Origin of the sequence: Pigmentiphaga sp. YJ18 (assembly GCF_038066655.1) — a bacterium.
In the GTDB taxonomy this organism is placed as follows: domain Bacteria; phylum Pseudomonadota; class Gammaproteobacteria; order Burkholderiales; family Burkholderiaceae_B; genus Pigmentiphaga.
In genome coordinates, this window is record NZ_JBBUKU010000004.1 from 338957 (window position 1) to 363895 (window position 24939).

30 protein-coding genes, 1 tRNA gene and 1 pseudogene are annotated in these 24939 nt (G+C 68.7%); 11 read left to right on the forward strand and 21 right to left on the reverse strand.

Annotation, left to right across the window (positions count from 1 at the left end; all coding sequences use genetic code 11):
- Positions 1-16: 16 nt before the first annotated feature.
- Positions 17-709 (reverse strand): RadC family protein, encoded by a 693-nt coding sequence (gene radC, locus WKR98_RS24025; RefSeq protein ID WP_124690260.1) that lies wholly within the window; start codon positions 707-709, stop codon positions 17-19.
- A 58-nt stretch (positions 710-767) separates the two neighbouring features.
- Between radC and WKR98_RS24030 the strand changes: the two genes are divergently transcribed.
- From WKR98_RS24030 to WKR98_RS24045, 4 genes are all read left to right on the forward strand, one after another.
- On the forward strand, positions 768-1241 hold the full coding sequence (locus tag WKR98_RS24030; protein ID WP_124690259.1) for an FKBP-type peptidyl-prolyl cis-trans isomerase: 474 nt from the start codon (positions 768-770) through the stop codon (positions 1239-1241).
- Positions 1241-2191 carry a 4-hydroxy-3-methylbut-2-enyl diphosphate reductase gene (ispH, locus tag WKR98_RS24035; protein WP_124690258.1) on the forward strand — a complete coding sequence of 317 codons (951 nt, stop codon included), beginning with the start codon at positions 1241-1243 and terminating at the stop codon, positions 2189-2191. Before WKR98_RS24030 ends, ispH begins: the two co-directional genes overlap by 1 nt.
- A 15-nt stretch (positions 2192-2206) precedes the next feature.
- Positions 2207-2851, forward strand: coding sequence for a maleylacetoacetate isomerase (maiA, locus tag WKR98_RS24040; protein ID WP_124690257.1), 645 nt, complete (start codon positions 2207-2209; stop codon positions 2849-2851).
- Between the two features lie 94 nt (positions 2852-2945).
- Positions 2946-3021, forward strand: a tRNA-Thr gene (locus tag WKR98_RS24045).
- A gap of 56 nt (positions 3022-3077) precedes the next feature.
- On the opposite strand, the gene WKR98_RS24050 is transcribed toward WKR98_RS24045, so the two are convergent.
- Complete coding sequence (locus WKR98_RS24050) at positions 3078-3341, reverse strand: hypothetical protein (protein WP_341434873.1); 264 nt, start codon at positions 3339-3341, stop codon at positions 3078-3080.
- A gap of 444 nt (positions 3342-3785) precedes the next feature.
- Between WKR98_RS24050 and WKR98_RS24055 the strand changes: the two genes are divergently transcribed.
- From WKR98_RS24055 to WKR98_RS29290, 6 genes and pseudogenes are all read left to right on the forward strand, one after another.
- Positions 3786-4634 carry a universal stress protein gene (locus WKR98_RS24055; protein ID WP_124690255.1) on the forward strand — a complete coding sequence of 283 codons (849 nt, stop codon included), beginning with the start codon at positions 3786-3788 and terminating at the stop codon, positions 4632-4634.
- A 117-nt stretch (positions 4635-4751) separates the two neighbouring features.
- Entirely contained in the window at positions 4752-5507 is a 756-nt protein-coding gene (locus tag WKR98_RS24060; RefSeq protein WP_124690254.1) for an energy transducer TonB, read from the forward strand.
- Between the two features lie 10 nt (positions 5508-5517).
- Positions 5518-6240 (forward strand): annotated as a pseudogene (locus WKR98_RS24065) (MotA/TolQ/ExbB proton channel family protein); the annotation flags it as partial.
- A gap of 15 nt (positions 6241-6255) precedes the next feature.
- The gene (locus tag WKR98_RS24070; protein WP_124690252.1) at positions 6256-6690 is read left to right on the forward strand and encodes an ExbD/TolR family protein; all 435 of its coding nucleotides are present in this window, start codon (positions 6256-6258) and stop codon (positions 6688-6690) included.
- 96 nt (positions 6691-6786) lie between these two features.
- Complete coding sequence (locus tag WKR98_RS24075; protein ID WP_124690251.1) at positions 6787-7464, forward strand: response regulator; 678 nt, start codon at positions 6787-6789, stop codon at positions 7462-7464.
- A complete protein-coding gene (locus WKR98_RS29290) occupies positions 7448-8962 on the forward strand; it encodes a sensor histidine kinase (protein WP_124690250.1) in 1515 nt (504 codons plus the stop codon). Before WKR98_RS24075 ends, WKR98_RS29290 begins: the two co-directional genes overlap by 17 nt.
- A 15-nt stretch (positions 8963-8977) precedes the next feature.
- Here the strand turns inward: WKR98_RS29290 and fliR are convergent, their stop codons facing one another.
- From fliR to fliF, 13 genes are all read right to left on the reverse strand, one after another.
- Entirely contained in the window at positions 8978-9751 is a 774-nt protein-coding gene (gene fliR, locus WKR98_RS24090) for a flagellar biosynthetic protein FliR (protein ID WP_124690249.1), read from the reverse strand.
- Positions 9752-9763: 12 nt separating this feature from the next.
- Positions 9764-10036, reverse strand: a complete 273-nt coding sequence (gene fliQ, locus WKR98_RS24095) for a flagellar biosynthesis protein FliQ (protein WP_124690248.1) — start codon at positions 10034-10036, stop codon at positions 9764-9766.
- 43 nt (positions 10037-10079) lie between these two features.
- Positions 10080-10826 carry a flagellar type III secretion system pore protein FliP gene (gene fliP, locus WKR98_RS24100; RefSeq protein WP_445936154.1) on the reverse strand — a complete coding sequence of 249 codons (747 nt, stop codon included), beginning with the start codon at positions 10824-10826 and terminating at the stop codon, positions 10080-10082.
- Entirely contained in the window at positions 10823-11158 is a 336-nt protein-coding gene (fliO, locus tag WKR98_RS24105) for a flagellar biosynthetic protein FliO (RefSeq protein ID WP_341434874.1), read from the reverse strand. The genes fliP and fliO overlap by 4 nt, the downstream gene beginning before the upstream one ends.
- A gap of 7 nt (positions 11159-11165) precedes the next feature.
- A complete protein-coding gene (fliN, locus tag WKR98_RS24110; RefSeq protein ID WP_152796145.1) occupies positions 11166-11588 on the reverse strand; it encodes a flagellar motor switch protein FliN in 423 nt (140 codons plus the stop codon).
- Positions 11572-12585, reverse strand: a complete 1014-nt coding sequence (fliM, locus tag WKR98_RS24115) for a flagellar motor switch protein FliM (RefSeq protein ID WP_124690244.1) — start codon at positions 12583-12585, stop codon at positions 11572-11574. Before fliM ends, fliN begins: the two co-directional genes overlap by 17 nt.
- A gap of 59 nt (positions 12586-12644) precedes the next feature.
- Positions 12645-13184, reverse strand: coding sequence for a flagellar basal body-associated FliL family protein (locus WKR98_RS24120; RefSeq protein ID WP_161567863.1), 540 nt, complete (start codon positions 13182-13184; stop codon positions 12645-12647).
- Between the two features lie 128 nt (positions 13185-13312).
- On the reverse strand, positions 13313-14458 hold the full coding sequence (locus WKR98_RS24125; protein ID WP_341434875.1) for a flagellar hook-length control protein FliK: 1146 nt from the start codon (positions 14456-14458) through the stop codon (positions 13313-13315).
- Positions 14455-14910 carry a flagellar export protein FliJ gene (gene fliJ / locus WKR98_RS24130; RefSeq protein ID WP_341434876.1) on the reverse strand — a complete coding sequence of 152 codons (456 nt, stop codon included), beginning with the start codon at positions 14908-14910 and terminating at the stop codon, positions 14455-14457. Before fliJ ends, WKR98_RS24125 begins: the two co-directional genes overlap by 4 nt.
- 19 nt (positions 14911-14929) lie before the next feature.
- Positions 14930-16351, reverse strand: a complete 1422-nt coding sequence (gene fliI / locus WKR98_RS24135) for a flagellar protein export ATPase FliI (RefSeq protein ID WP_445936155.1) — start codon at positions 16349-16351, stop codon at positions 14930-14932.
- Positions 16344-17141 carry a flagellar assembly protein FliH gene (locus WKR98_RS24140; RefSeq protein ID WP_341434877.1) on the reverse strand — a complete coding sequence of 266 codons (798 nt, stop codon included), beginning with the start codon at positions 17139-17141 and terminating at the stop codon, positions 16344-16346. Before WKR98_RS24140 ends, fliI begins: the two co-directional genes overlap by 8 nt.
- Positions 17134-18150, reverse strand: a complete 1017-nt coding sequence (fliG, locus tag WKR98_RS24145) for a flagellar motor switch protein FliG (protein WP_370282439.1) — start codon at positions 18148-18150, stop codon at positions 17134-17136. The genes WKR98_RS24140 and fliG overlap by 8 nt, the downstream gene beginning before the upstream one ends.
- 164 nt (positions 18151-18314) lie before the next feature.
- Positions 18315-19967, reverse strand: coding sequence for a flagellar basal-body MS-ring/collar protein FliF (fliF, locus tag WKR98_RS24150; RefSeq protein WP_124690238.1), 1653 nt, complete (start codon positions 19965-19967; stop codon positions 18315-18317).
- A gap of 201 nt (positions 19968-20168) precedes the next feature.
- Here fliF and fliE point away from each other — a divergent pair, with 201 nt between their 5' ends.
- Complete coding sequence (fliE, locus tag WKR98_RS24155) at positions 20169-20522, forward strand: flagellar hook-basal body complex protein FliE (RefSeq protein WP_124690237.1); 354 nt, start codon at positions 20169-20171, stop codon at positions 20520-20522.
- Between the two features lie 13 nt (positions 20523-20535).
- Here the strand turns inward: fliE and WKR98_RS24160 are convergent, their stop codons facing one another.
- From WKR98_RS24160 to WKR98_RS24185, 6 genes are all read right to left on the reverse strand, one after another.
- The gene (locus WKR98_RS24160; protein ID WP_124690236.1) at positions 20536-20856 is read right to left on the reverse strand and encodes an EscU/YscU/HrcU family type III secretion system export apparatus switch protein; all 321 of its coding nucleotides are present in this window, start codon (positions 20854-20856) and stop codon (positions 20536-20538) included.
- The gene (locus tag WKR98_RS24165) at positions 20853-22133 is read right to left on the reverse strand and encodes a flagellar hook-length control protein FliK (protein ID WP_124690235.1); all 1281 of its coding nucleotides are present in this window, start codon (positions 22131-22133) and stop codon (positions 20853-20855) included. The genes WKR98_RS24160 and WKR98_RS24165 overlap by 4 nt, the downstream gene beginning before the upstream one ends.
- A 12-nt stretch (positions 22134-22145) precedes the next feature.
- Positions 22146-22466 carry a flagellar protein FliT gene (locus WKR98_RS24170; RefSeq protein ID WP_161567862.1) on the reverse strand — a complete coding sequence of 107 codons (321 nt, stop codon included), beginning with the start codon at positions 22464-22466 and terminating at the stop codon, positions 22146-22148.
- 23 nt (positions 22467-22489) lie between these two features.
- Entirely contained in the window at positions 22490-22897 is a 408-nt protein-coding gene (fliS, locus tag WKR98_RS24175; protein WP_161567861.1) for a flagellar export chaperone FliS, read from the reverse strand.
- A 136-nt stretch (positions 22898-23033) separates the two neighbouring features.
- Positions 23034-24494 (reverse strand): flagellar filament capping protein FliD, encoded by a 1461-nt coding sequence (fliD, locus tag WKR98_RS24180; RefSeq protein ID WP_341434878.1) that lies wholly within the window; start codon positions 24492-24494, stop codon positions 23034-23036.
- A 33-nt stretch (positions 24495-24527) separates the two neighbouring features.
- Positions 24528-24890 carry a flagellar protein FlaG gene (locus WKR98_RS24185; RefSeq protein ID WP_124690231.1) on the reverse strand — a complete coding sequence of 121 codons (363 nt, stop codon included), beginning with the start codon at positions 24888-24890 and terminating at the stop codon, positions 24528-24530.
- Positions 24891-24939: the final 49 nt, after the last annotated feature.

Genomic DNA, 24939 nt, shown 5'->3' on the forward strand with positions numbered 1-24939 from the left:
GAGGCCGGAGCGGACCCTACACCACTCCGCGCTCCGCCAGCGACGTCGTCTGCCCGCCCGCCACGATGATGTGATCGAGCAGGCGCACGTCCACCAGCGCCAGCGCGGCTCGGACGTGGCGGGTGAGGTGTTCGTCGGCCTGGCTGGGTTCGGCGTTGCCCGACGGGTGGTTGTGCGCGAGGATGACCGAGGCGGCGTGATGGCGCAGCGCGGCGCGGACGATTTCGCGGGGGTAGACGGTGGCCTGGGCCAAGGTGCCCTGGGACAGTATTTCGCTGGTGATGAGGCGGTTGCGCGCGTCCAGGTACAGCGCCATGCAGCATTCGATACGGCGGTGGGCCAGGGTGGCGGCGCAGTAGCGGCGGACCTGCTCGGGGCGGGAAAGCGCGTCGCCGCGGTGGATTTCCTCGGCCAGTTCGCGCCGGGCGAGTTCCAGGATGGCCTGCAACTGCGCGGCCTTGACTTCCCCCAGGCCCGGCACGTCCCGCAGTTCGTCGCGCGAGGCGCCGAACAGGCCGCGCAGGCCGCCGAACCGCCCCAGCAGGCAGCGACCCAGTTCGAGGGCGTTGCAGCCGTGCGTGCCGGTGCGCAGCAGCACGGCCAGCAGTTCGGCGTCGGTCAGCACCGTGGGGCCGTGGCGCAACAGGCGCTCGCGGGGGCGTTCTTCGGGGGGCAGGGCGGCCTGGAGGGTAGGAAGGGCGGTCGGCATGGCGGCAGGACGGGTAAAATCGGTTCTTTGGCGCACAGCATCGACACGGTGACACACTTTGGCTGCATCTTCTTCCCCCACGCCCCTCGTTGTCCGTGAGGACTCCTACGTAACCCTGCACTACCGCATTTCGCTGGCCTCGGGCGAGGGCGCGGGCGGCGTTTTCGTCGATACCTTCACCGGCCGTCCGGCCACGCTGCAATTGGGCCTGGGCCAGTGGGCGCCGGGCATGGAGGCGGCGCTGGTCGGCCATGGCGAAGGCGAGAGCTTCAGTTTCACCCTCGCTCCCGCGCAGGCCTACGGCGACCGCAATCCGGAGCTGATCCAGCGCGTGACCCTGGCGATGCTGCGCGAGCACGCGGGCGACGAGACCTTCGAGCCCGGCGACCTGGTCGAATTCGCCGCGCCCAATGGCGGCCGGTATTCGGGCGTGTTCAAGGAGCAGGGCGACGACTACGCGCTGTTCGATTTCAACCATCCGCTGGCCGGTTCGGCACTGAAGGTGGATGTGTCCATACTCGGAGTGATGTGATGGCGCAGGCGCCCATGGAAGTGGTCCTGGCCCAGCCGCGCGGCTTCTGCGCCGGGGTCGACCGGGCCATCGAGATCGTCGAGCGCGCCTTGCAGATCTACGGCGCGCCCATCTACGTGCGGCACGAGATCGTCCACAACCGCTATGTGGTCGAGGACCTGCGCGCCAAGGGCGCCATCTTCATCCAGGAACTGGACGAGGCGCCGGCCGGTTCGACGGTGGTGTTCTCGGCCCACGGCGTGTCCAAAGCGGTGCGCCACGAGGCCGAGCAGCGCGGCCTGCAGGTGTACGACGCCACCTGTCCCCTGGTGACCAAGGTCCACGTCGAGGTGGCCAAGATGCGTGCCGCCGGCAACGAGATCGTCATGATCGGCCACAAGGGGCACCCCGAGGTCGAGGGCACGCTGGGCCAGTCCGAGGCGGGCATGTACCTGGTCGAGACGGTCGAGGACGTGGCCGCGCTGGCCGTGGCCGATCCGGGCAGGCTGGCCTACGTGACCCAGACCACGCTGTCGGTGGACGACGCGGCGCAGGTCGCGGCGGCGCTCAAGGCCCGGTTCCCGAATATCGCCGAGCCCAAGAAAAGCGACATCTGCTATGCCACGCAGAACCGCCAGGACGCGGTCAAGATCATGGCGCCCGAGTGCGACCTGGTGCTGGTGGTGGGCAGCGTCAACAGCTCCAATTCCAACCGCCTGCGCGAGGTGGCCGAGCGCAAGGGCGTGGCCGCCTACCTGATCGACGGCGCCGGCGACATCGACCCGGCCTGGCTGGAAGGGCGCCGGCGCGTGGGCGTCACGGCGGGCGCCTCGGCGCCCGATGTGCTGGTGCAGCAGGTCATTGCCCGCCTGAAGGAGCTGGGGGCCGCCTCGGTGCGTACCCTGGCCGGCGCCGAGGAAGGCATCGCCTTCCCGCTGCCCAAGGGTTTGTCCAGGAACGTCCGCCTGTAGCCCCCTGGAGCCCCCATGCGTCTCTACAGCTATTTCCGCAGTTCCGCCGCCTATCGCGTGCGCATCGCGCTGGCCCTGAAGGGGCTGCCGTACGACTACCTCGCGGTGCACCTGCTCAAGGACGGCGGCCAGCAACTGCAGCCGGACTTCCGCCGCCTGAGCCCGGATGCCCTGGTGCCGGTGCTCGAGGACGACGGCCACGTGCTGACCCAGTCGCTGGCCATTATCGAATATCTGGAAGAGACGCGGCCCGAGCCGGCGCTGCTGCCGGCCACCCCGGCCGAGCGCGCCCGCGTGCGGGCGCTGGCGTTGAACGTCGCCTGCGACATCCATCCGTTGAACAACCTGCGCGTGCTGAAGTACCTGAAGAACCCGCTGGGCATCGACCAGCAGGGGCGCGACGAATGGTACCGGCACTGGGTGGAGGGCGGCCTGGCCGCGCTTGAACGCATGCTGGCCGATTCGCCCTATACAGGGCTGTGCTGCCACGGCGACCAGCCGACGGTGGCCGACCTGTGCCTGGTGCCGCAGGTCTACAACGCCCGGCGCCTGAAGGCGAACCTGGATGGAATGCCGACGGTGGCGCGGATCGCCGACCATTGCGCCGCGCTGCCCGCCTTCCAGGCCGCCCATCCCGATGCGCAGCCGGATGCGGAATAGCATTTGAATTGCCGAGCAAAGTTTTGCTAGAATAGCGGGCTAGCTTGAAGCCTGCGCCTTTGGCGCGGCGGTTCATCAGGCTGGGCAAGGTTTCGCCGGCATAGCTCAGTTGGTAGAGCAGCGCATTCGTAATGCGAAGGTCGTAGGTTCGACTCCTATTGCCGGCACCATCAAAAAGGGGCAGCCCATCGGGCTGCCCCTTTTTCTTTGCCGTTCCCGCAAGTCTTCACGGCGAAGGTTCCTCGTCATTCTGGTCATGCATGGCCCGCAGATCGCGGGTCAGGTGCTCCATCCTGTCCGCGATTGCGCGGAGCTGCGCCGGCGGCAGGACCATATGAGCCGCCAGACGGAACAGATACAGGTGCGCGAACAAGGTGGGAATCGTCTCGTCCGTCCAGCCTGGCCAGATATCGTGGAGCGGGCCGTCCCGCTGGGATGGAGGGGCATCGGAGCCGGGCGCGACCCGGTCCGTATCGGGCGGGGGCTTCATGCCCGCTGCCGCGAGGCGGCCGGCTGCATGGGCGTCAGGCAGTGCCGGCAGGCCAGGGAACCGGGGGAAACATAACGCCCGCATCGTGGGCAAAGCGCGCCTCCGCGCCGTGCGATTTCCGCCAGACGCCGCGTCCGGCGCCGGCTCCGGATGATAAGCGCAATGGATATGGCACATATCAGGACAATCAAAACCGCGAAAAGAAGATCCATTTGCCCCTCAAATTCGGAATTTCGAGTGAGGGTGGATGATATCCACATTTTGTTACCGTGGGTTTCATTTAAGGGGCGTTCCTCCTTCCACGAACGCGGAAGGGGGCGGGCTACGGCCGGTGGACGTGACGTCCGGTTGATCCAGGTCAAGCCCGGCCGACCGCGGCCGGCTTGCGCCACCCGGCTTCATGGCACGATGGGTTCTCCCCTAAAACAATGATGGAATGCCAGCATGGGTACCGATACTTGCAGCATCTTGCTTGCCACCGATTTGAGTGCCCGCGGCGACCGGGCCCTGGACCGCGCGATCGAGATCGCCCGCCAGAGGCGTTGCAAGCTCGTCGTGCTTCACGTCGTCGAGGAGTCGCCGCTGGTCGAGCGGCTGATGGCGCGCGGCAGCCGCGAAGCGGACAGGGAAACGGCCGAGCGGGCCCTGCGCGACATCGTGGGCGAGGTGGATGTGCCGATGGAGCTGGTGCTGGAGACCGGCAATCCCGTCGAGGTGATCCAGCGTACCGCCCGCGGCCGGCAATGCGACCTGATCGTGACCGGCGTGGCCCGCGACGAGACGCTGGGCCGGCTGTTGCTCGGGTCCACGGTCGAGAAGCTGGCGCGCGAGTCGACGCTGCCCATCCTGATCGTGAAGAAGCGTCCGCACCGTAGCTATCAGCACGTCGTCGCGGCCACGGATTTCTCCGAGGGCTCCCGCCAGGCGATGAACGCGGCGCGGGCGTTCTTCCCCGCCGCGCAAATGACGCTGTTCCATGCCTATCCCACGCTGAAGGCCGATCCGGACCTGGCGGAGGTCGAGGCTGCGCGGCGCGCGGCCGAACGCCTGGCCGACGGCTTCATCGCCAACAACCTGTCCCAGGCGGGGCGGGCGGGCACGCGGCTGGTCCTGGAGCACGGCCTGCCCGAAGGCGTGGTGCCGGACTATGTGCGCAGCCATCCGACCGACCTGCTGGTGGTGGGCACGCATGGCCTGACGGGGCTGCTGCGGACCGCGATCGGCAGCGTGGCGGAACGGCTCATCTACCTGACGCCCTGCGATGCCCTGATCGTGCGGACGATGGAGCGCTGAAACCGGGCGGCATGCCGGGGTCCTGATTCCGGCATGCCGTTGTTGTTACCTAACTGCGAATAAGTCGCATTTGTGATATCGTAGCGATCTTCACGGTCAGCTACGCGATTCATTCGAATGAGTGCCACCTTGCATTGGAATACGCCGGCCCCCGTCGGGCTGCGCGTCGGCGCTGGCGCCGCGGTGGTGCTTCTGCATGTGGCGGTGGTAGGCGCGATACTGGTAGCCAAGTCCGAGCCACAGGTCGCCAAGCCGGTCGAAACGGTCGAGGTCCGGTTCGTCGAGATCGCGCCCCAGGTCCAGGTGGCCGCCGCGCCGCCCGCACCCACGCCTCCCGCCCCGAAGCCCGAACCCAAGCCCAAACCCGTTCCTCCCAAGCCCACCCCCAAGCCCGTTCCCAAGCCGCCGCCTCCCAAGCCCGCGCCACCTCCGCCCGAACCGGCTCCCCCTTCCGAAACCGCCTTGTCGCAGCCCGCTCCGGAACCGGCGCCCGCGCCCGCCCCCGAGCCGGCCACGTCGCAACCGCCCAGCGGCAAGCCCGAGCCGTCCGACCGCACGGCCGCGCCGCAGGCGCCGGTTTCCAACGAGCCCAAGCTGGTCGGCCGCATCGAATACCTGGGGGCGCCCCCCATGCCGGAGTACCCGCGCACGTCCAAGCGCCTGGGCGAGGAGGGCAAGGTACTGGTGCGTTTGCTGATCAATACCCGCGGGCTGGTGGACAAGGCCACGCTGGAGAAGTCCTCGGGATTCAACCGGCTGGACGAGGCGGCATTGGAAGCCGCCCGGCGCGGCCGCTTCAAACCGTATACCGAAAACGGCATGGCGATCGCCGCCATCGCCATCGTGCCGTTCGATTTCACTCTCAGGAACTGACATGACCGAGACCCCAAGCCTGGGCTTTGCGCACTTCGTCTCTCAGACCGACGGTCTGGGCAAGGCGCTGTTCTTCATCCTGGTACTGATGTCGCTCGCGACCTGGTACCTGATCGTCGTCAAGGCCATCGCCAACATGCGTTCGCGGCGGCAGGGCGAGACCTTCCTGCAGCATTTCTGGAACGCGACCTCGCTCGAGGCCGTGGACCGCGAAATCACCACGCACGGCGCCAACGATCCGTTCTCACACCTGACCAGCCATGCCCTGTACGCCCGCCTGCATCACGCGAAGTTCGGCGCGGCCAAGCTGGAAGAGGCCGGATCGCAGTCCGATTTCGTCACGCGCACCATGCGCAAGGTCATCGACGAGGAAACCGCCAAGCTCGAGAACGGCCTGACGCTGCTGGCCTCGGTGGGATCGACCGCGCCCTTCGTCGGGCTGTTCGGCACGGTATGGGGCGTCTACCACGCGCTGGTCTCCATCGGCCAGGGCGGCGCGGCCACCATCGACCGCATCGCCGGCCCGGTGGGCGAGGCGCTGATCATGACCGGCCTGGGCCTGGCGGTTGCCATTCCCGCGGTGCTGGCCTACAACTTCTTCACGCGCAGCAACCGTGTGCTGCTGGCGCGCCTGGACGCCTTCGCCCACGACCTGTTCGCGTTCCTGACCACCGGCCAGCAGATCGTCACGGACGGCAACGTGCGGGCGCTGAAGGCCAAGGCGGGCGAATAAGACTAGGAGTCTTCCATGGCTTTCGGCAGTTTCAACAGCGGTCGCGGCGCGGGAGCGCCGCAATCCGAGATCAACATGGTGCCGCTCATCGACGTGATGCTGGTGCTGCTGGTCATCTTCATCATCACGGCACCGCTGCTGTCCCACGCGGTGCGCATCGACGTGCCGCAGGCGACCTCGGCGCCGGTCGATTCCGACCCGGCCAAGATCGACCTGGCGATCGACGCCAGTGGCAAGGTGTTCTGGAACGACGCCGAGGTGACGCTGGAGGACCTTCCCGCCCGCTTCGCCACCGTGTCCAAGGACACGCCGCAGCCCGAGCTGCACCTGCGCGCGGACAAGAACACCCGCTACGAGATCCTGGCTCAGGTCATGGCCGACGCGTCCCGTTCGGGAATGAAGCGCATCGGCTTCGTCAGCACGCCGGAGCCGCCGCCGGCGGCCAAGTAAGGGAATGGGGACCAGGCCCTAGCTTTCGGCAGCGCCTGGGTTTACCCTAGCGGCTTTCCCCTTTCTGGCTGCGCCGGTCCCCCGGCGCTTTGTCATATGCGTGTATTGGTCATCGAAGACGACGCCACCCTGGGGGGTGCCCTGGCCGAGTTCCTGGGCGACCAGGGCTACGCCGTCGATCTCGTTTCCAGCGGCGAGCGTGCCTCGGCCGCGCTGTCCAGCCAGGGCTACGACCTGGTGCTGCTCGACCTGAACCTCCCGGGCGAAGACGGCCTGACGGTGCTGCGGCGGCTGCGGGCCAACGAAAATCCGGTGCCGGTCGTGATCCTGACCGCGCGCGACGCGCTGGAAGACCGGGTCGCCGGCCTGGATGCCGGCGCCGACGACTACGTCACCAAGCCCTTCGAGCTGCCCGAGCTGGCGGCGCGGGTACGGGCCCAGATACGGCGGCGCGCGGGCCAGGTCAATCCGATCATGGAGGTCGGGGCCCTGAGCTTCGATACGATAGGGCGCGAGCTGCGGGTCAGCGGCGAACGCGTCGCGCTGTCGGTGCGCGAGCTGTCCGTGCTCGAGATGCTGATGGCGCGCGCCGGCCGCGTCGTGACCAAGCGGCAGATCGTCAATTCGCTGTCGGCCTGGGATGCCGATTTCAGCGAGAACGCCGTCGAGGTCTACGTCTACCGCCTGCGCAAGCGGCTGGAGAAGGCGGGGGTCAGCATCCAGACAGTACGCGGGTTCGGCTATCTGCTGGAGTCCGATGCCGTCGCGCAATGAGGCCCGGCCCGCTCCGGAGACCCGGGTCCTGCACCGGCGCTCGCTGGCCTGGCACCTGCTGGTGCGGCTGCTGCCCGCCGTGCTGCTGCTGGCCACGATGGACAGCGTCATCACCTATGTCCTGACCCGCAAGCTCAACACCCAGTCCCACGACCGCGCGCTGATCGATACCACCCGCGCGCTGGCGCGCCAGGTCGTCATGACCCCCCAGGGGCCGCAGCTCGACCCGGCCTGGAATACCACCCGCTTCCTGACCACGGACCCCGACGAGCGGACCTATTTCCGCATCAGCGTCGATGGCGAGATCATCGCGGGAACGGCCGTCCTGCCTTCGCCGCCGGTGGTGGACGATCCGGACAGCGCCGCGGATGGCGAGGCCGAGCCGCTCGCGCTGCTCGACCGCATCAACAAGGCCGTGCCGACGATCTACGATTCGCTCGTGGAAGGCCTGCCGGTGCGCGCGGTGGCGCTGGATTTCAGTGTCGACGACTACCTGGTCGAAGTGGCGATGGCCGAGACCCTGAACACCCGCAGCCGTTTCATCGAGGAGATCCTGTCGGTGTTGGTGGCGGGGCAGTTGCTGCTGATCGCGCTGCTGGGCTTCGTCATCGTCACCGCGGTCCGTTCGGGCCTGGAGTCGGTCAGCAAGCTGTCGGACGAGATCGAGAGCCGCAGCATCGACGACCTGCAGCCCATAGGCGGCGACGACGTGCCGAGCGAACTGACGCCGCTGATCGCCAAGACGAATTCGCTGCTGGGCCGGCTGGACGAGGCGGTGGCCGCGCAGCGTCGCTTCATCGGCCATGCGGCGCACCAGTTGCGCACGCCGCTCAGCGGGCTGAAGCTGGAGTCCGAGTTGATGCTGGCGCGTCCGGTGCCGGACGACGTGCGCCAGCGGGCCGAACGGATCAAGGCCGCCGCCGACCGCATGATCCGGGTCGGCGAGCAATTGCTGGTGCTGGCGCGCATCGATGCCAACGTGCGCTCGCGCGACACCTTCGCCCGGATCGACCTGACCGAATTGACGCGCGAGTGCGGCGCGCGCTGGGTGCCGGCTGCGCGCCATGCACAGGTCGAGATCGTGCTGATCGCGCCGGACGAGGCGGTCTGGATCGATGGCGACGCGGTGCTGCTGGACCAGTTGCTGGGCAACCTGATCGACAATGCCATCCGCTACCACGGCGGGCCGGGAGAGATCGTGCTGCGCGTGAACGATTCGCCGCCCAGCCTGGTCGTGGAGGACGACGGGCCCGGCATCGCGGCCGAGGACCGGGCGCGGGTTTTCGATGCCTTCTACCGGGCGAAGAATTCGCAGGCCGGGGGCTCCGGGCTGGGACTGGCCATCGTCAAGGAGATTGCCGAGGCGCACGGCGCGCACTGGGATCTGCGCAGCCGTCCGGAGTTCGCCGGCACCCGCATCAGCCTGGTGTTTCCGGGGCCGCGCATCGGTGCCCATCTGAGCCGGGTGCGCAGCGAGCCGCGACAGCCGGATTGGTAGCCCCGACCGTTCCCGTCAGCGTATGACGGCGGTCTTGAAGTAAGGCACGGCGATGCCCACGATGCGTTCCATGGGGCCGGCCAGCACGCTGAAAGTCAGCCACAGCAGCAGCAGGCCCGCCAGCAGCGTGACCGCGAAGCCGAGGTTGAAGATGTTGAGCTGCGGCGCGCTGCGCGAGACGAAGCCCAGCGCGATGTTGATGGACAGGACCGCGGCCAGTACCGGCAGCGCGATCTGGAGTCCGCCGGCGAAGACGATGGTGCCCAGGTTGGCCAGCCGCATCCAGTCCAGGTTGTCCAGCGGATGGGGTGAAACGGGAATGATGCGGAAGCTGTCGCCCAAGGTCAGCAGCAGCGTCAGGTGGCCGTCGGTGGCCAGGAAGGCAAGCATGGCCGACAGCATCAGGAAGTTGGCCAGCAGCGGCGAGGGCGCGCCGCGCTGCGGGTCCAGGAAGGAAGCGAAGCCCAGGCCCATCTGCAATCCCACCAGGTCGCCCGCCAGTTCGAAGGCGGCGAAGACCGCGCGCAGGCCGAAACCCATGGCCGCGCCCACGATGATCTGCTGCAGGAGCAGCAGCAGGCCGGTCCCGGAGAACGCGTCCACCGGCGCGGCGGGCACGGCGGGGGCGACCAGGAAGGAGATCAGGAGCGCCAGGCCGACCTTGACCCGCTGGGGCACGGCGCGATGCCCGAACACCGGCGCGGTCTGCACCAGCGCCAGGGCGCGCACGAAGGGCCACAGCAGCGCCGCGATCGCGGCGTGGATGTCGGCGTCGGTGAAGCTGAGCACGGACGGCGCAGCTCAGCCGAGCATGAAGGGAATGTTCTCGAACAGCCGCCGGATGTAGTCGGTCATCATCGACAGCATCCATGGGCCGGCGATCAGCGCGGCGGCGAAGATGGCGACCAGCTTGGGCACGAAGGACAGCGTCATTTCGTTGATCTGGGTCGCGGCCTGCAGCACGCTGATGACCAGGCCCACGACCAGGGCTGACAGCAGCAGCGGGGCGGCAAGATAAAGGGCGATCTGCACCGCCTCTTGCGCCAGGGTCAGGATGCCGGCGGTACTGTTCATGGGTGGCCTTCGGACGGGTGTGCGGAGCACGGCGGGAGATGGTTCATCGGAAGCTGGCCACCAGGCTGCCGATCAGCAGGTTCCAGCCGTCGGCCAGGACGAAGAGCATGAGCTTGAAAGGCAACGAGATCAGCACCGGGGACAGCATCATCATGCCCATGGACATCAGCACGCTGGAGACGACCAGGTCGATGACCAGGAAGGGCAGGAAGACCATGAAGCCGATCTGGAAGGCGGTCTTCAGTTCGCTGGTCACGAAGGCGGGCACCACCACCCGCAGCGGCAGCTGGGCCGCCTCGGATACCGGCGGCGTGCCGGCCAGGCGCATGAACAGCGCCAGGTCGGACTCCCGGGTCTGCCTGAGCATGAAGTCCTTCATCGGCCGCTGGGCCTTGTCCACGGCTTCCCGGAAATCGATCTGCTTGCTGTCGAAGGGCTGGTAGGCCTCGGTATAGACCTTGTCGAGCGTGGGCGTCATGATGAACAGGGTCATGAACAGCGCCAGCCCGATCAGCACCATGTTGGGCGGCGAGCCTTGCAGGCCCAGCGCGCTGCGCAGCAGCGAGAGCACGATGATGATGCGCGTGAAGCTGGTCATCATCAGCAGCACGGCCGGCAGGAAGCTCAGCGCCGACAGCACCAGCAGCGTTTGCAGCGACAGCGACCAGGTGGTGGCGTCGCCCGGGCCGGGGCTGCTGGTCAGGGCCGGGATGCCGGCTTCCTGCGCATGGACGCCGCCGGCGGCCAGCAGCAGGAGCAGGGCGATGGGAAGCACAAGCGCGCGCATCATTGTTTGCCCAAGCGGGCCAGGAGCGTGCGGAAGTCGGGCAGCGGGGCGGCCGCGGCGGATTCCGCGGGGGCCGCGTCGCCGGGGCGCGGCAGCACGGCCAGCGGCCGGACGTTGCCGGCCGAGACGCCGGCAACGATCCATTGGTCCGCGATCTCGATCAGGACGACGCGTTCGCGCGGCCCGACCATCAACTGGCCGCGCAGCCGCAGCGGATGGCCGCTGCCCGCCTGGGGGCGCTGCACGCGCCGCAGCAGCCAGGCGCAAGCCATGATCAGCGCCAGCACGGCGATCAGCGCCAGCACGGTTTGCAGGGTCGAACCGGGGGCAATCATGGGGCGGCTAGCGGTTGAGGCGGCGCAGCCGCTCGGACGGCGTGACGATGTCGGTCAGCCGGATGCCGAATTTGTCGTTGACCACGACCACCTCGCCCTGGGCGATCAGGCAGCCGTTGACCATCACGTCCATGGGTTCGCCGGCCAGGCCGTCGAGTTCCACCACCGAACCCTGCGCCAGTTGCAGGATCTGCTTGATGGGGATGCGGGTGCGGCCCAGTTCCACGGTCAGGGTGACCGGGATGTCCATGATGATCTCGATGTCGTTGACCGTCCTGGACGTCTCGCCGCCGGGGGTGAACTGTTCGAACAGCTCGTCGGCGGGGCGAGCGGCCGCGCTGGCCTGCGACTGCTCGGCCAGCGCCGCGGCCCAGTCGTCGTCGGCCGTGGCGCCGGGCGACTCGGGCAGGTGTTCAGGATCCGCTTCCATTCTCATCTCCTAACTGGTTTTCCGATTGCAGGGTGGCCAGCACCTTGCCGATGCGGATCGCGTACTGCCCGTTGCTGACGCCGACCTTGCAGTCGAATATGGGCACGCCGTCCACGTAGGCGGGCAGCGTGGGGGCGATGTCGATCGGGATGACGTCGCCCTTCTGCATGTTCAGCAGATCGCGCAACACCAGTTCGCTCTGGGCCAGGTTGACCACCATTTCGACGTCGGCCAGCTGGATCTGCTTGGACAGCATGCGCAGCCAGCGTTTGTCGGGTTCCATCTGGTCGCCCTGGACGGGGCTGTACAGCGCATCGCGGATGGGCTCGACCGATGCGTACGGAAAACAGATGTGCAGGTCGCCGCCGGACGAGCCGAATTCGATCGAGAAGGTCGAGCAGACGACGATCTCGGACGGCGTGGCGATGTTGGCGAACTGCGTGTGCATCTCGGCGCGCTGGTATTCGAAGTGCATGGTGTGGACGGCGGCCCACGCCTTGGCGTATTCGTCCAGCACCACCGCCAGCATGCGCTGGATGATGCGCTGCTCGGTGGCGGTGAAGTCGCGCCCCTCGACCCGGGTGTGATAGCGGCCGTCGCCGCCGAACAGGTTGTCGATGACCGAGAACACCAGCCGCGGCTCGAAGATGAACAGGGCATTGCCCCGCAGGGGCTTGAGCGAGACGATGTTCAGGTTGGTCGGAACGACGATGTTGCGCAGGAATTCGCTGTACTTGACCAGCCGCACCGGACCGACCGAGATCTCGGGATTGCGCCGCAGGAAGTTGAACAGTCCCACGCGCAGCAGGCGGCCGAAGCGATCGTGGATGATCTCGAGCGACGGCATGCGGCCGCGCACGATCCGTTCCTGCTTGGCCAGGTTGTAGGGGCGTATGCCGCCGGCGGGCACTTCCTCCTTGGGCTGGTCATCGTGCTCGCCGGTGACGCCTCGCAGCAGGGCATCGACTTCGTCTTGCGAGAGGAATTCACCGGCCATCGTGGGCGCTCCGGGCGGCGTCGTGGGGATGCGTCATCGGCGTCACGGCGCAACAGGATCTACTGGATCACGAAACTGGAGAAGTGCGCGGCATAGACGCTGGTGCGGAACTCCGGCGCGATGTATTTGCGCGCGATGTCGAGGATCTGCGCGGCCAGGGCCTGCTTGCCCTTCAGGCTGAGCAGTTCGTCGGCGGACTTGGCGCTCAGCAGCAGAAGGATTTCGCTGCGGATGGGGGGAATGACCGAGGTCAGGGCGGCGCCCGCCTTGGCGTCGCCCACTTCGATCACGACGCCTACCTGCGCGAAGCGGTCGTTGTCGCGTTCGGCCAGGTTGGCGGTGAACAGGTCCAGGGCCGTGAAGACGTGCTTGCCCGAGCTCGCGGGCGCGGCGGCGGCCGGCGCGGCGGGGGATGCGGGCTGGGAGGCGTCGTCTCCCTGTTGCGATCCGGCGTAGCTGTAGGTCTCGAAGTTGGCCAGTTGCTTGTTGTGGACGAGCAGCAGCGCGGCCATGGCCGCGATCACGACCAGCAGTACGAGTCCGCCCAGCACGAAAATCCAGGTGCGGGCGCGTTTCACAGGAACAATGGCCTCGGCCATGAACAACATCTCCGGAGTCGGTGGGAAAGGGCAGCGAACTGTCCCCAGGTTGCATTATCCAGACACGGGCCGGCAATGATCGGTCGAACAGCAGGGGAAATCCTGCAGTTGGCCGGCCGATGCCGGTGTCATGCGTACAGGTCGACCATGCCGTTGCCCGAGGACGTGGCGCGGACGGCGGGGACGGCCGCACCCGCGACAGGGCTGGAGGCGTCGGTGCCGGTGGACGGCGCGCGGTCCGCGGGCGCCTCGCGTCCGGCGAACTGGCGGGCGGCCAGGAAGCCGCTCTGCTGCTCGCTGCCGACCGAAGCCTGGCCCAGGCTCAGGCCGTTGGCGGCCAGCGCGTCCTTGAGGCCGGCCAGCGTATTCTCCAGCGCCTGGCGCGTAGATTCGTGGTTGCTTCCGAACACCACGCTGGCGGCGTCGCCGTCCAGGCGCAGGTGGATCGTGATCGGACCCAGCGCCTCGGGATCGACGCGCAACTGCGCGGTTTGCAGGTTGCCCCCGGCCATCCAGCGCAAGGCCGTGTCGATGCGATCCTGCAAGGCGCCAGCGTGCAGCGGCACTGGCGCGCCCGGCACGGTGGGGGCTTCGCCGCGGACCGGGGGCGCCGGCGCGTGGTGGGACGGCGGGGCGTTGACCGGAACCGTGGCGGAGGCCTGCAGCACCCCGGCGGGGCCGGCGGATGCTTCGTGGGGAACGGGCTCCACGGCGGCCGGCTGGGAAGCCGCCGGCGGCTGGGCGCGAGCCGTGGGCGCAATCCGGTCCGTGCGCCGGCCGGCGGAGTCCGGGGCCGTGCCGGAGGCGGGCGTCGCGGCGGTGGGGCGCGCGGTCACGCCGGCGGCCGGGGGTGTCGCCAGGGCGACGGCCTCCTGTTCGGCCACGGCGGGCGGCAGGACGAGAGCATCCGCCGGGGTCGCGGATGCCGGTACGGCTGCCGGGGCCAGGGCAGCGCCGGCATCGGCGGCGCCGTCCGGCGCAAGGGCCGTGTCCACGGACGAGGCGGCGGGCGGCGCGAGGTAGCTGGCCCACTGCGACAGCCAGGGCTGGTCCGGTGCAACCGTGGGATCGGCGCCGTCCTGGCCGCTGGGCGCCTCGGCATCCGTCGCTTCGGCCTGCGCCGGGGTGTCGGTCCTGGTGGATTCCGGAGGCCGGGACGCCGCCGCGAGCATGTCCTCGAAGGGACGGCCGCCAGGCGCGCCGTCGCCGGATCCGGCCGGAGCGGGCGAGGGCGGAACGGCGGGTTGGGCGAACGAGACGGGAAGCGCGTTCATATCGCGTATCCCGTCGGGGTGCCGTAGTGGCGGCGGCTGGCGAATTCGTCGATCTGCTTCTGCACGCGCCTGGCCTCGGTCGATTCCTGGCGCTGGGTTTCCCGCTGGGCCAGGATTTCCAGGGACTTGAGCTTGCGTTCCTCGTCGAAGAACACCGCCCGCATCGCGTTCATGTGGCCGGTGCAGCGCTCGACCTCCTGCGCCTGCTGTTCGACGGCCTCGGTCAGTTGCTGGATGAAGCGGGCGTAGTTGCCGACCAGCGTGCCGTCCAGGCCGATGCCGGTCTGGTTGCGCATGCGCGATTCGTAGTCCGACCGGTAGTTCTCGATCAGCACCAGGCGCTCGCGGGCACGCGAGTGTGCCGCGGCGGCCTGGGCGAACTCCTGGGCGGCCTTGTTCTTGCGGCCTTCCGCAAGTTCGATCAGCGTGGCGAGCGTGGTGGTGGACGTCATGGCGGGCCTCTGGGGCGGATCAGGTGCCGGCGCCGAAGTGTTCGGCGATGGCGGTCATCAGGGTCAGGCTGTCGGCATAGGGCGCGCGGTCCTGCATGTCCTGCTGCAGGAAATTGCCGATGGTGGCGTGCGCGGAGATGGCCTGGTCGAGTTCGGGGTCGGTGCCCGGCACGTAGGCGCCCACCTGGATCAGGTCGCGCGAGCGCTGGTAGCGCGAGAACAGTTTTTTCAGCGTGCGCGCATGGCGCTGCTGCTGAGCATCGACGATGTTGTGCATGGCCCGCGAGATCGATTGCTCGATGTCGATCGCGGGATAGTGGCCGGTGTCGGCCAGCGTCCGGTTGAGCACGATGTGGCCGTCCAGGATGGCGCGGGCCGAATCGGCGATCGGATCCTGCTGGTCGTCGCCTTCGGTCAGGACCGTGTAGAACGCGGTGATCGAGCCGGCGCCGTGCGTGCCGTTGCCCGCGCGTTCGACCAGCGCGGGCAGCTTGGCGAACACCGACGGCGGGTAGCCCTTGGTGGCGGGCGGCTCGCCGATGGCCAGTGCGATCTCGCGCTGCGCCATCGCGTAGCGCGTGAGCGAATCCATGATCAGCAGCACGTTCTTGCCCTGGTCGCGGAAATGCTCGGCCAGCACCGTGGCGTAGGCGGCACCCTGCAGGCGCATCAGCGGCGCGGCATCGGCGGGCGCCGCGACGACGACCGATCGCGCCAACCCCTCCGGGCCGAGAATGTGGTCGATGAATTCCTTGACCTCGCGGCCGCGTTCGCCGATCAGGCCCACCACGGTCACGTCGGCCTCGGTGTAGCGCGCCATCATGCCCAGCAGCACGCTCTTGCCGACTCCGGAACCGGCGAACAGGCCCATGCGCTGTCCTCGCCCCACCGTCAGCATGGCATTGATGGCGCGTACGCCCACGTCCAGGGGGCGCTCGATGGGCTGGCGTTCGATGGGGTTGACCGGCCGCGCGGCCAGCGGCGCGCGCTGGGCGGAGGTGATCGGGCCCAGGCGGTCGAGCGGATGCCCGGCGCCGTCCACCACGCGCCCCAGCAGCGCGTCGCCGACGGGCAGGTGCTTGGTGATTTCCTCGGCCGGCAGGTCCGATCCGGCGGCGGCGTCGGCCGGCGGATAGGCGGGGGCGGCGCGCTGCGGCTCCAGCGGCATGACCAGCGATCCCGCCGTCAGGCCATGCACCTCGCTGGAGGGCATCAGGAACAGCCGTTCGCCGTTGAAGCCCACCACTTCGGCTTCGGCGGCGCGGCCGTGGGCCTGCATGATCCGGCAGGTGCTGCCCACCGGCAGTTTCAGGCCCACGGCCTCCATGACCAGGCCGGCCACGCGCGTCAGGCGTCCCGATGCGGCCACGGGCGCCGCCGTGCGCACGCGGGCGGTGCAGCCTTGGACGAAGCGGGCCAGGCTGGCGGTGGCGTCATGCACGCTCGTCGCTCCACGGGCTGTCCTGCCCCAGCGTGGCCAGGGTGCGCTTCCAGCGCGTACCCAGGGTCGCGTCGATATCGGATTGCTGGGTGGATATCCGGCAGCCGCCGGCCTCGACGCCGGCATCCTCGACGATCTTCCATTGCCCCAGTTCGAGTTCCTCGCCCAGGTGGGCGCGCACCAGTTGCACGTCGGACGGGTGCAGCAGCAGTTGCTTGCCGGTTTCGCCGCCGATGAGCTGGTTGAAGGCGTCGCGCACCACCGCCAGGATCACGTTGTTGTCCAGGGCCAGTTCGCGCTGGATGACCTGGCGCGCGATCTCGGCGGCCAGTTCCAGCAGTTGGGGCGCCAGGCCGGTCTCGAAGCGGTTGAACACGTCCGAGGCGGTCCGCGCCATCGCCTGCAAATGCTCGGCCTCGCGCCGCGCCGCGGCGCTGCCATGGTCGTAGCCCGCCGCATAGCCTTCATCGAAGGCCGCCGTCTTGATGCGTTCGACCTCGGCCGGATCGACGGCCGGTACGGGAACGACGGGACGCGGGGCCGCTTCGGCCACGGCGGGCTCCGGCGTCGCGGTTTCGCGCCGAGCGGCGTCCTCGCGAGCGCGGCGGTCGGCCTCCTGCGCGGCGGCCAGCGCCGTTTCGATCGCGCGCTTTTCCTCCGGCGTCTGCGGCCGGCGCCGGGCCTCGCCCTGCATGGACGCATCGCCGAAAGTGTCCAGGCGCCAGACGGGCAGGTTGCGGCCCTCGTCGGCGCGCAGGATGCGGCGGGCGCCCAGCAGCGGCTCAGACATATTGTTCCTCGCCCATGCCGTTGATGGCCAGGTCGCCGGACTCGGTCAGGCGGCGCGCGACCTTCAGGATTTCCTTCTGCTGCGCCTCGACCTCGGAAATCTTGACCGGGCCGCGCACGTCCAGGTCTTCGCGCAGCTGCTGCGCGGCGCGTGCCGGCATGCAGCGGAACACCTTGGCGCGCAGCTCGGTGCTGGCACCCTTGAGCGCGAGGATGAGCGAGTCGGGCGTGACTTCGCGCAGCAGCAGCTGCATGCCGCGGTCGTCGGCGTCGATGAGGTTCTCGAAGGTGAACATCTCGTCGATGATGCGCTGCGCCAGTTCCGTGTCGACCTGCTTGACGATGGACAGGATCTGGTTTTCGGACGACGAGCCCACGTAGTTGAGGATGTCGGCGGCGGTCTTGACCCCGCCCAGCTTGCGGCGCTTGATCTGCTCGTTGCCCGACAGCATCTTCAGCAGCACGTCGTTCAGCTCCCGCAGCGCGGCCGGCTGGATGCCGTCCAGCGTGGCGATGCGCAGCAGCACGTCGGCGCGCACGCGCTCGGTCAGGTAGTTGATTACCGCGGCCGATTGGTCCGCTTCCAGGTGCACCAGGATCGATGCGATGATCTGGGGATGCTCGTGGCGGATCAGTTCGGCCACGCTGGCCGGGTCCATCCACTTCAGGCTTTCGATGCCCGAGGTATCGCCGGTGTGCAGGATGCGGTCCAGCAGGAACCCGGCCTTGTCCGCGCCCAGCGCCTTGGTCAGCACGTTGCGCAGATAGGCGTCGGCATCGGCGCCCAGCCCCGTGTGCGCGCCGATGTCCGTCTCGAAGCGCTGGATCACCTGGTCCATGGCCTCGCGCGGGATCCCCTGCATTCCGGCCATTGCCGTACCCAGCTTCTGCACCTCGCGCGGCGACAGATACTTCAGCACCTCGGCCGCCTCTTCCTCGCCCAGCGACAACAACAGGATCGCCCCATCGGCCACTCCCTGGTCGGGTTCGGTATTGACTACGTTCATCATCGGCATATCACTTCGTTGCACCCGCCGCAGCCAGCGACAGCGCCGACGCAACAATCCAAGAAACTCGACCCGGACCCAGGATGCGGTGGATCCGGCTCCGCCGGTCCACCCGCATCGCCCCCTGGGGGGCGCGCGTCAGCGCGTAGGGGGGGGCAGATACAGGGCTACACATCGTTCACCCACTGCCGAATGACCGTGGCCACGACCTGCGGGTTCTCCCGGGCGAAGCGGCGGACCTTCTCCAGCGGATCTTCCGGTTGTTCCTCGGCGGTATCGACCGGGGCCTCGGCCATCATCGCGGGGCCGGCGGCGGCAAAGGCGGGTTCGGGCGGCGGCGGGGGCGTGGTCAGCTGCTTGATGGCGGGGCGGATCACGCCGATGATCAGGTACAGCACCGCCAGCGCAAGGACCAGCGCCACGCCTATGTCGCGTGCCAGGTTGACGAACTCCGGCTGTTGCCAGAACGCCGGCTCGGAGGCGGCTTCGGCGGCGGCTTCGTTGAACGGGATGCTGATGACCGACACCGAATCGCGGCGCTGCGCATCGAAGCCGACGGCTTCGTTGACCAGCGCCTTGATCTGCGCCAGTTCGGCATCGCTGAGCGGCGTGCTGACCGTCTCGCCCTTGACCACGCTGGTGCGATGGTTGACGACCACGGCGGCCGACAGGCGCTTGACGCGGCCCACGGGTTCGCGCACGTAGCGCACGGTCTTGTCGAGCTCGTAGTTGGTGGTGTCGGCCCGCTTCACGTTCTGCGCGGGAGGTTGGGCCTGCGTGCCCGGCGCGGGCGGGTTGGTGGCGGCGCCGCCGGTCGTGGGGGCGATGGCGACCCCGGGCGGCGTGTTGCTGAGCGTGCCCGGTACGCCGCCGTCCATGCCCAGCGCCGGTTCGTGCGACTCCGAGCTTTGCCGGCTGCGGATGGCCGCCTGGTCGGGCGAAGCGCCGTTGGGTCGATAGATCTCGTCGGTCTGCTCGTGCCGGCTGAAGTCCAGGTCGATCGCGACCTGCGCGCGCAGGTTCTGGGCGCCGACGATGGGCGAGATCAGTTCGGAGATGCGGCGGGTGTACTGGCGCTCCAGCGTGCGCAGGTATTCGAGCTGCGTGGCATCCAGGCCGTTCGGGTCGGTGTCGTTGGCCGACAGCAGGGTGCCGGTCTGGTCCACCACGCTGACCGCGCCGGGCGCCAGCTCGGGCACCGACGAGGAGACCAGGTGGACGATGCCGGCGACCTGGCCGCGTTCCAGCACGCGGCCGGGCAGCATCTGCACCAGCACGGACGCGGTGGGCCGGTTCTGTTCGCGCATGAAGATGCTGGGCTTGGGGATGGCCAGGTGGACTCGCGCGCTCTTGACGGTGCCCAGGCTCTGGATCGAGCGGGCCAGCTCGCCTTCCAGCGCGCGCTGGTAGTTGACCTGCTCCTGGAACTGGGTGAGACCCAGGCGGCTGTTGTCCATCAGCTCGAAGCCGACGTTGCCGGCGCGAGGCAGCCCCTGGGAAGCCAGGCGCAGCCGCACCTCGTGGACCTGGTCGGGCGCGACCAGGATGACGCTGCCGCCGTCGGCGACCCGGTAGGGAATCTTCTGCTGTTGCAGCGCGGCAACGATGGTTCCGCCGTCCTGGTCGGACAGGCCGCTGAACAGGACGCGATAGTCCGGATCGCGGCTCCACAGCAGCGCGGCGACCACGATGGCCACGAGCATGGGAATGCCGATCAGCAGGGCGAGCCGGTGGCGGGTGGGCAGCCTGCCGAACGACTCCAGGAGCTTGTTACCGTGTGAGGCCCCGGCGGCGGGTGGGTTCTGCGTGTCGTCGGCCATGTAATGAAGCGGGGCGTTGAATGCCAGATAAGAAAGAAGGGGCGACCAGGCGTCCCATTTCCCAGGGCTTGTATTATTTGATGCAGAATGTCACAACCAAGGAAGGAATAGACGGGTTTTGCCCCGGTACTTCCCGGTCTGGATCCTTCCCGCCGCGGCTACTATCCCAGGCTCCACAGAACCGCCCACGGGAAACCGCATATGGACCGCATCCAGGACGTGCTCGCCTCTTCCGCCGGGCAGGCCGGCTCGACCGGCATGGCGCGCGCGGCGCAGATGCTGTCGCGGCCCGATGCCCTGATGGGCGGTGGCGCGGCTGCCGGCGCGGCGCCGGCCTCGTTCGCCAACGCCCTGGTCGATGCGATCCAGGGCGTGCAGCAGGCTCAGTCCGAGGCCAGCGCAGTCCAGAAGGCCTACCAGCAGGGCGATCCCGAGGTCGGCCTGGAAACCACGATGATCGCCATGAACAAGGCCAGCCTGTCGTTCCAGATGCTGGCGCAGGCGCGCAACCGCGTGATCGCCGCCTACAACGAAGTCATGAACATGCAGGTCTGAGCCGGGCTGGCGTCTAGCGTCCGTCCGGACCGGCGCCCGCTTCTTCGTCCTGCCTGTACACCCACGCCAGCACCTCCGCCACCGCCACGTACAACGAGGGCGGGATGCGGGCGTCTAGGTCCACTTTCATCAGCAGGTCGATCAGTTCGCGCGAGCTGTGCACGAACACGCCCGCTTCCTTGGCGCGCCGCAGGATTTCCTCGGCGATTGCGCCGCTGCCCTTGGCGACCACGATGGGCGTCTTGCGTTCTTTTTCGTAGCGTAGCGCCACCGCCTGGATGCGCTTGGGGTCGAGCGGATCGTCGGCGGGCGGATCGGCGGGGAATTGGGTCATGTGCGGGCCGGCGAGCGGGAGGCCGTGGCGATCCTGAAGTCGGACATGCGCAGGCCCTGGCCATCGAGCGCCTGTTGCAGGTCCAGGCCGCCGGCGGTCAGGCGGGCTTGCAGGTCGCGCAGGCGCTGGCCGCGCAGTGTCCGGGTGTCGGGCTGGATGGCGATGCGGGTGTCGGTACCGTCCAGCGCGACGTCCACCTGCATGGTGCCCAGATGGCGGGTCTGGACCGAGATGCGGACGCGCCAGGTCCGCGGCAGGCCGGCATCGGCGCCCTGGCCTTCGTCCGGCTCGATTTCCAGGGTGAAAGGCTGTTCCGCCCAGGCGCCTTGCAGGAACAGGCGGCCGCTGGCCAGCGCGGCGATCTGGTCGTGCACGACCTGGCGCACGTCGGCTGGGATGGCGGCCAGGGCCGCTTGCAGGCCCTTGGCCGCGCTTTGCTCGGGCGTGGCGGGTTCCGCCGCGGGCGCCGGGGCGCCGGCCGAGGGTGCCAGGTCGCGGGCCTGGGGAGCGGGCGAAAGCGCCGCCTGCGGCTCGGCGCGCAACGCTTCGATGGGCAGGCGACCTTCGCGCCATTCCTGCAGGTGGGCTTCGTAGAACAGTCCGGACTGCTGCACGGCTTGCCGGATCTGGCGCGCGGCCTCGTCAGGCAGCGTGCCGGCCGGAATGCGCAGGGCGTCCAGGGGCACGCTGCGCTGCGTCCCGCCCGTCTCGTCGACCAGCGCGAGCAGCAGGCGGGCCGAGCCGCTCAGCATCACCTTGGTGTCGCCGGTCTCGAGCTTGAGCTCGGCCAGCGACGGCATGGGGACGGGCGAGACTCCGCGCATCGCCCGCGTGGCCACGTCGGGGGAAGCCGCCTCGGCATCGGCCGTGGCGGGCGCCTGGATGCCTGGTCCACGACCTCCACCGCCTTCGCCCGGCAAGCGCGGGCCGCCGATCCGGCCACTGTCCTGGCCGTGCAGGAAGGTGCGGTCGTCCAGCAGCCGCAGCACCACGGTCACGCCCGGGCTCAGCGCCTGGCGGGTATTGATCAGGTAGGGCTTGCCGGCGATGTTGACCAGCGCCTCGGTATCGCTGTTGGCCTGAAGCACGGTCGCCCGCACCAGCCCGTGCGGCAGTCCCGCCGAGCCGGATGGGCGCGCGCCGCCCGCCGCGTTGCCGCCGGATACGTTCAAGAGCCGCGCCAGCACCGCCTCGCGGGCATCCTCGCGATAGCGCTCCCAGCTCTGGATGGGGGAGACGCCGCTGACAGGCTGCGTCTGGCGGGTATCCGCTACCAAGCGCCTGCCCCTTCAGCGGTACATCTGCGCGCCGAAGGCGTGGCGCCGGGGTCGCAATATATGTTCCAGCTCCCGCATCCACGGCTCCGCGATGTTGCGCGTGGCGGCGTCGTTGGCAAGGATTTCGCGTATCAGGTGCATGCAGGTTTCGCGCTCGGCGGGCGGGCAGGTCTCGATGGGGCGGCGGCGCAATTGTCCCACGAGCTCGGCGCAGGCCGATTCGCTGGCCGTGACGGCATCCCAGTCGCCCCGTTGCGCCGCGGCCAGCATCGCGCGGCTGATCTCGGCCAGCCGGCCGTAGAGCGCGGGCAGTTGCTCGGGGTCGGGCGCCATGCCGGTATCCTGGCTCGCCATCATCAGGCGGCAACCTGGCTGTCGGCCTGGATCGACGCCCAGGCTTCGCGCAGTCCGTCCAGCAGGCGGACGCTTTCCAGGATGGGGGCGGGATCGTTGTCGATGCCGGCCTGCATCGTCCGCCGGAGCATGTAGTCGTACAGGGCGTTCAACTGGTTGGCCAGGTCGCCGCCGGCCTTGTGGTCCAGGCTGGCGCGCAGTCCTTCGTCCAGGATGCGCGTGGCGCGGCTGAGCGCCCGGGTCTTGCCAAGGGGGTCGTTGGCCTCGATGCAGCCGATGGCCTTGCGCAGCGACTCCAGCGCGCCGTCGTACAACATCAGGATCAACGCGTGCGGACTGGAGCTGGATACCCCGGTCTCCACCCCGACGCTGACATAGGCCCTGGCCCCGAAATTTCCGAATCCCGACACGTGCGACTCCTGCTGAACGCGTAGCGGCATGCCGCGTGCACGGCAGCCCTGACGGATTTAACGGCCTGGCGCGATGGACTTAAAGCGGGAATTGGCGCGGCAAAACCGCGGAGTTCCCTCTTGTGCGCCGGCCGCGTTACTTGTTGAGGTTCTTCAGCGCCTCGATCTGCTGGGTCAGGAAGCTGCCGGTGTTGTTGAGCTGAGTCAGCAGCGAATCGAGCGCCGTGAACTGCTGGCGGTAGCGCGCCTCGATCTGTTCCAGGCGATTGCTCATCTGGCTCTGCTGGGTCTCCAGCGTCTTGATCGTGCTTTTCAGGCCGTCGGTGCGGCTGTCGATCACGCCCTTGCTGTCGGTATAAGGCGACAGTTGGGCGGTGAAGCGCTCGACCAGGCTTTGCGAGTCTTCGCCGAAAGGCTTGGGGGTGAACAGCCGGGACACGGCGTTCGGGTCGGCGGCCATGGCCTTGTTGAACTTGTCGGTGTCCAGCGTCAGCGCGCCGTCCTGGTCGAAGCCCACGCCCAGCGAGGCCAGCGTCGTGTAGGGGCCGGTGGCGCCCGGCAAGGGCGAGAAGACTTCATTGCGCATGCGCGCGGTCAGGTCGCGCACCAGGCCGTCGCCTGCCAGTGGCCCGGTGGCGCCGGCCTTGCCCCGGGTTTCGCTGGGCGCGTTGGCCGACAGCGCCGCGGCCACGTTCAGGAAGGAGTTATAAGCGGTGACCAGCGATTGCAGCGCCGCCGCGCCGCCGCTGGGCGACGGGTTGGTGGCGATGGTCGTGGTGCCGGATTTCTGCAGCGTGATCGTGACGCCGTCGAGCACCGAGGTGACGGTATTGGTGGCGCTGGTGACTTCCATGCCGTCCAGCTTGAACTGCGCGTCGGCGCCGGCCTGCAGCCGGCTCATGCCGGCGGGCGAGCCGCCGCTGGAATAGGACGGCGCGGTGGCCGGGTCGTAGTCGAAGAAATCGAGCGACCGGGTGCCGCCGGTGCCCGAATCCGAACTGGTGACCTGGAAGGCGTTGGCCGCGCCGGTGGTGGTGGACGTGAGCACCAGCCGCGATCCGGTGCCGTCGGTGACCAGCGAGGCCGTGACGCCGATTTCCGCCTTGTTGATGGCGTCGCGCAGGCCGGACATCGTATTGTTGGTGGTATCGATGACGACGGACTTGGCTTCGGCTTCGCCGGCGACGAAGCTGCCGTTCTCGACCTTGCCCAGCGTGAAGGTCAGGGTGCCGGTGTTCAATTGCGCATCATTCGCCAGCGCGCCGCTGACGGCCTTCTCGGCCAGGGCCAGCGAGGTGACGTCGAGTTTGTGGCTGATCTTGCCGGCCTGGTTGTCGGCCGTGATGAAGGCGACCGAGGCGTCCGACGAACTGCCGACCAGGCCGGTGAATTTTTCCGGCGTCAGGCCCGCGGCGGCCGTCAGCAGCGAAGACAGCGAACTCTTGAGCTGGCCCAGGGCCGAGATCTTGGTCTGGGCCGAGGTGGCCTGGGCCTGCAGCTTGGTGAGCGGCACCTTCTCGGCCGCCATCAGGTTGCTCAGCAGGGTGGACAGTTCGAGGCCGGAGCCCACGCCAAGGGCGGATCCTACGCTAGCCATGGAGTATTCCTGGTATCGGGTTGGCGGGCGGGTTCAGGCCTTGCGGCTGAACAGGGCGCCCTTGATCTGGTCCAGCGAGCGGCTGAGCGCCAGCGCTTCCTCGGACGGGATCTGCCGGATCACGTCCTGAGTGTCGCCGTCGACCACCTTGACCACGACCTTGCCGCTGTCGTCGTCGATGCTGAACGTCAGGTTGTGGGCCGCCAGCGGGACGAAGCGGTTGAAGGCGTCGACCGCGGCCCGCAATTCCCCCACGTCCGGGACCTGGGCCGTCGCCGGCAGCGACGGATCGAGCAGGTTGGTCGAGCCAGCGGGCGCGATGGGCCGGGCGGCCGACGCGGCGGCGGCCGGCAGGCTGCGCAGGTCGGCGGCGGTATCGATGGCGTGGATGCTCATGAAGGTTCCGTGGCGATAGGGGGGCGATACGTGGATTAACGGGCCAGGG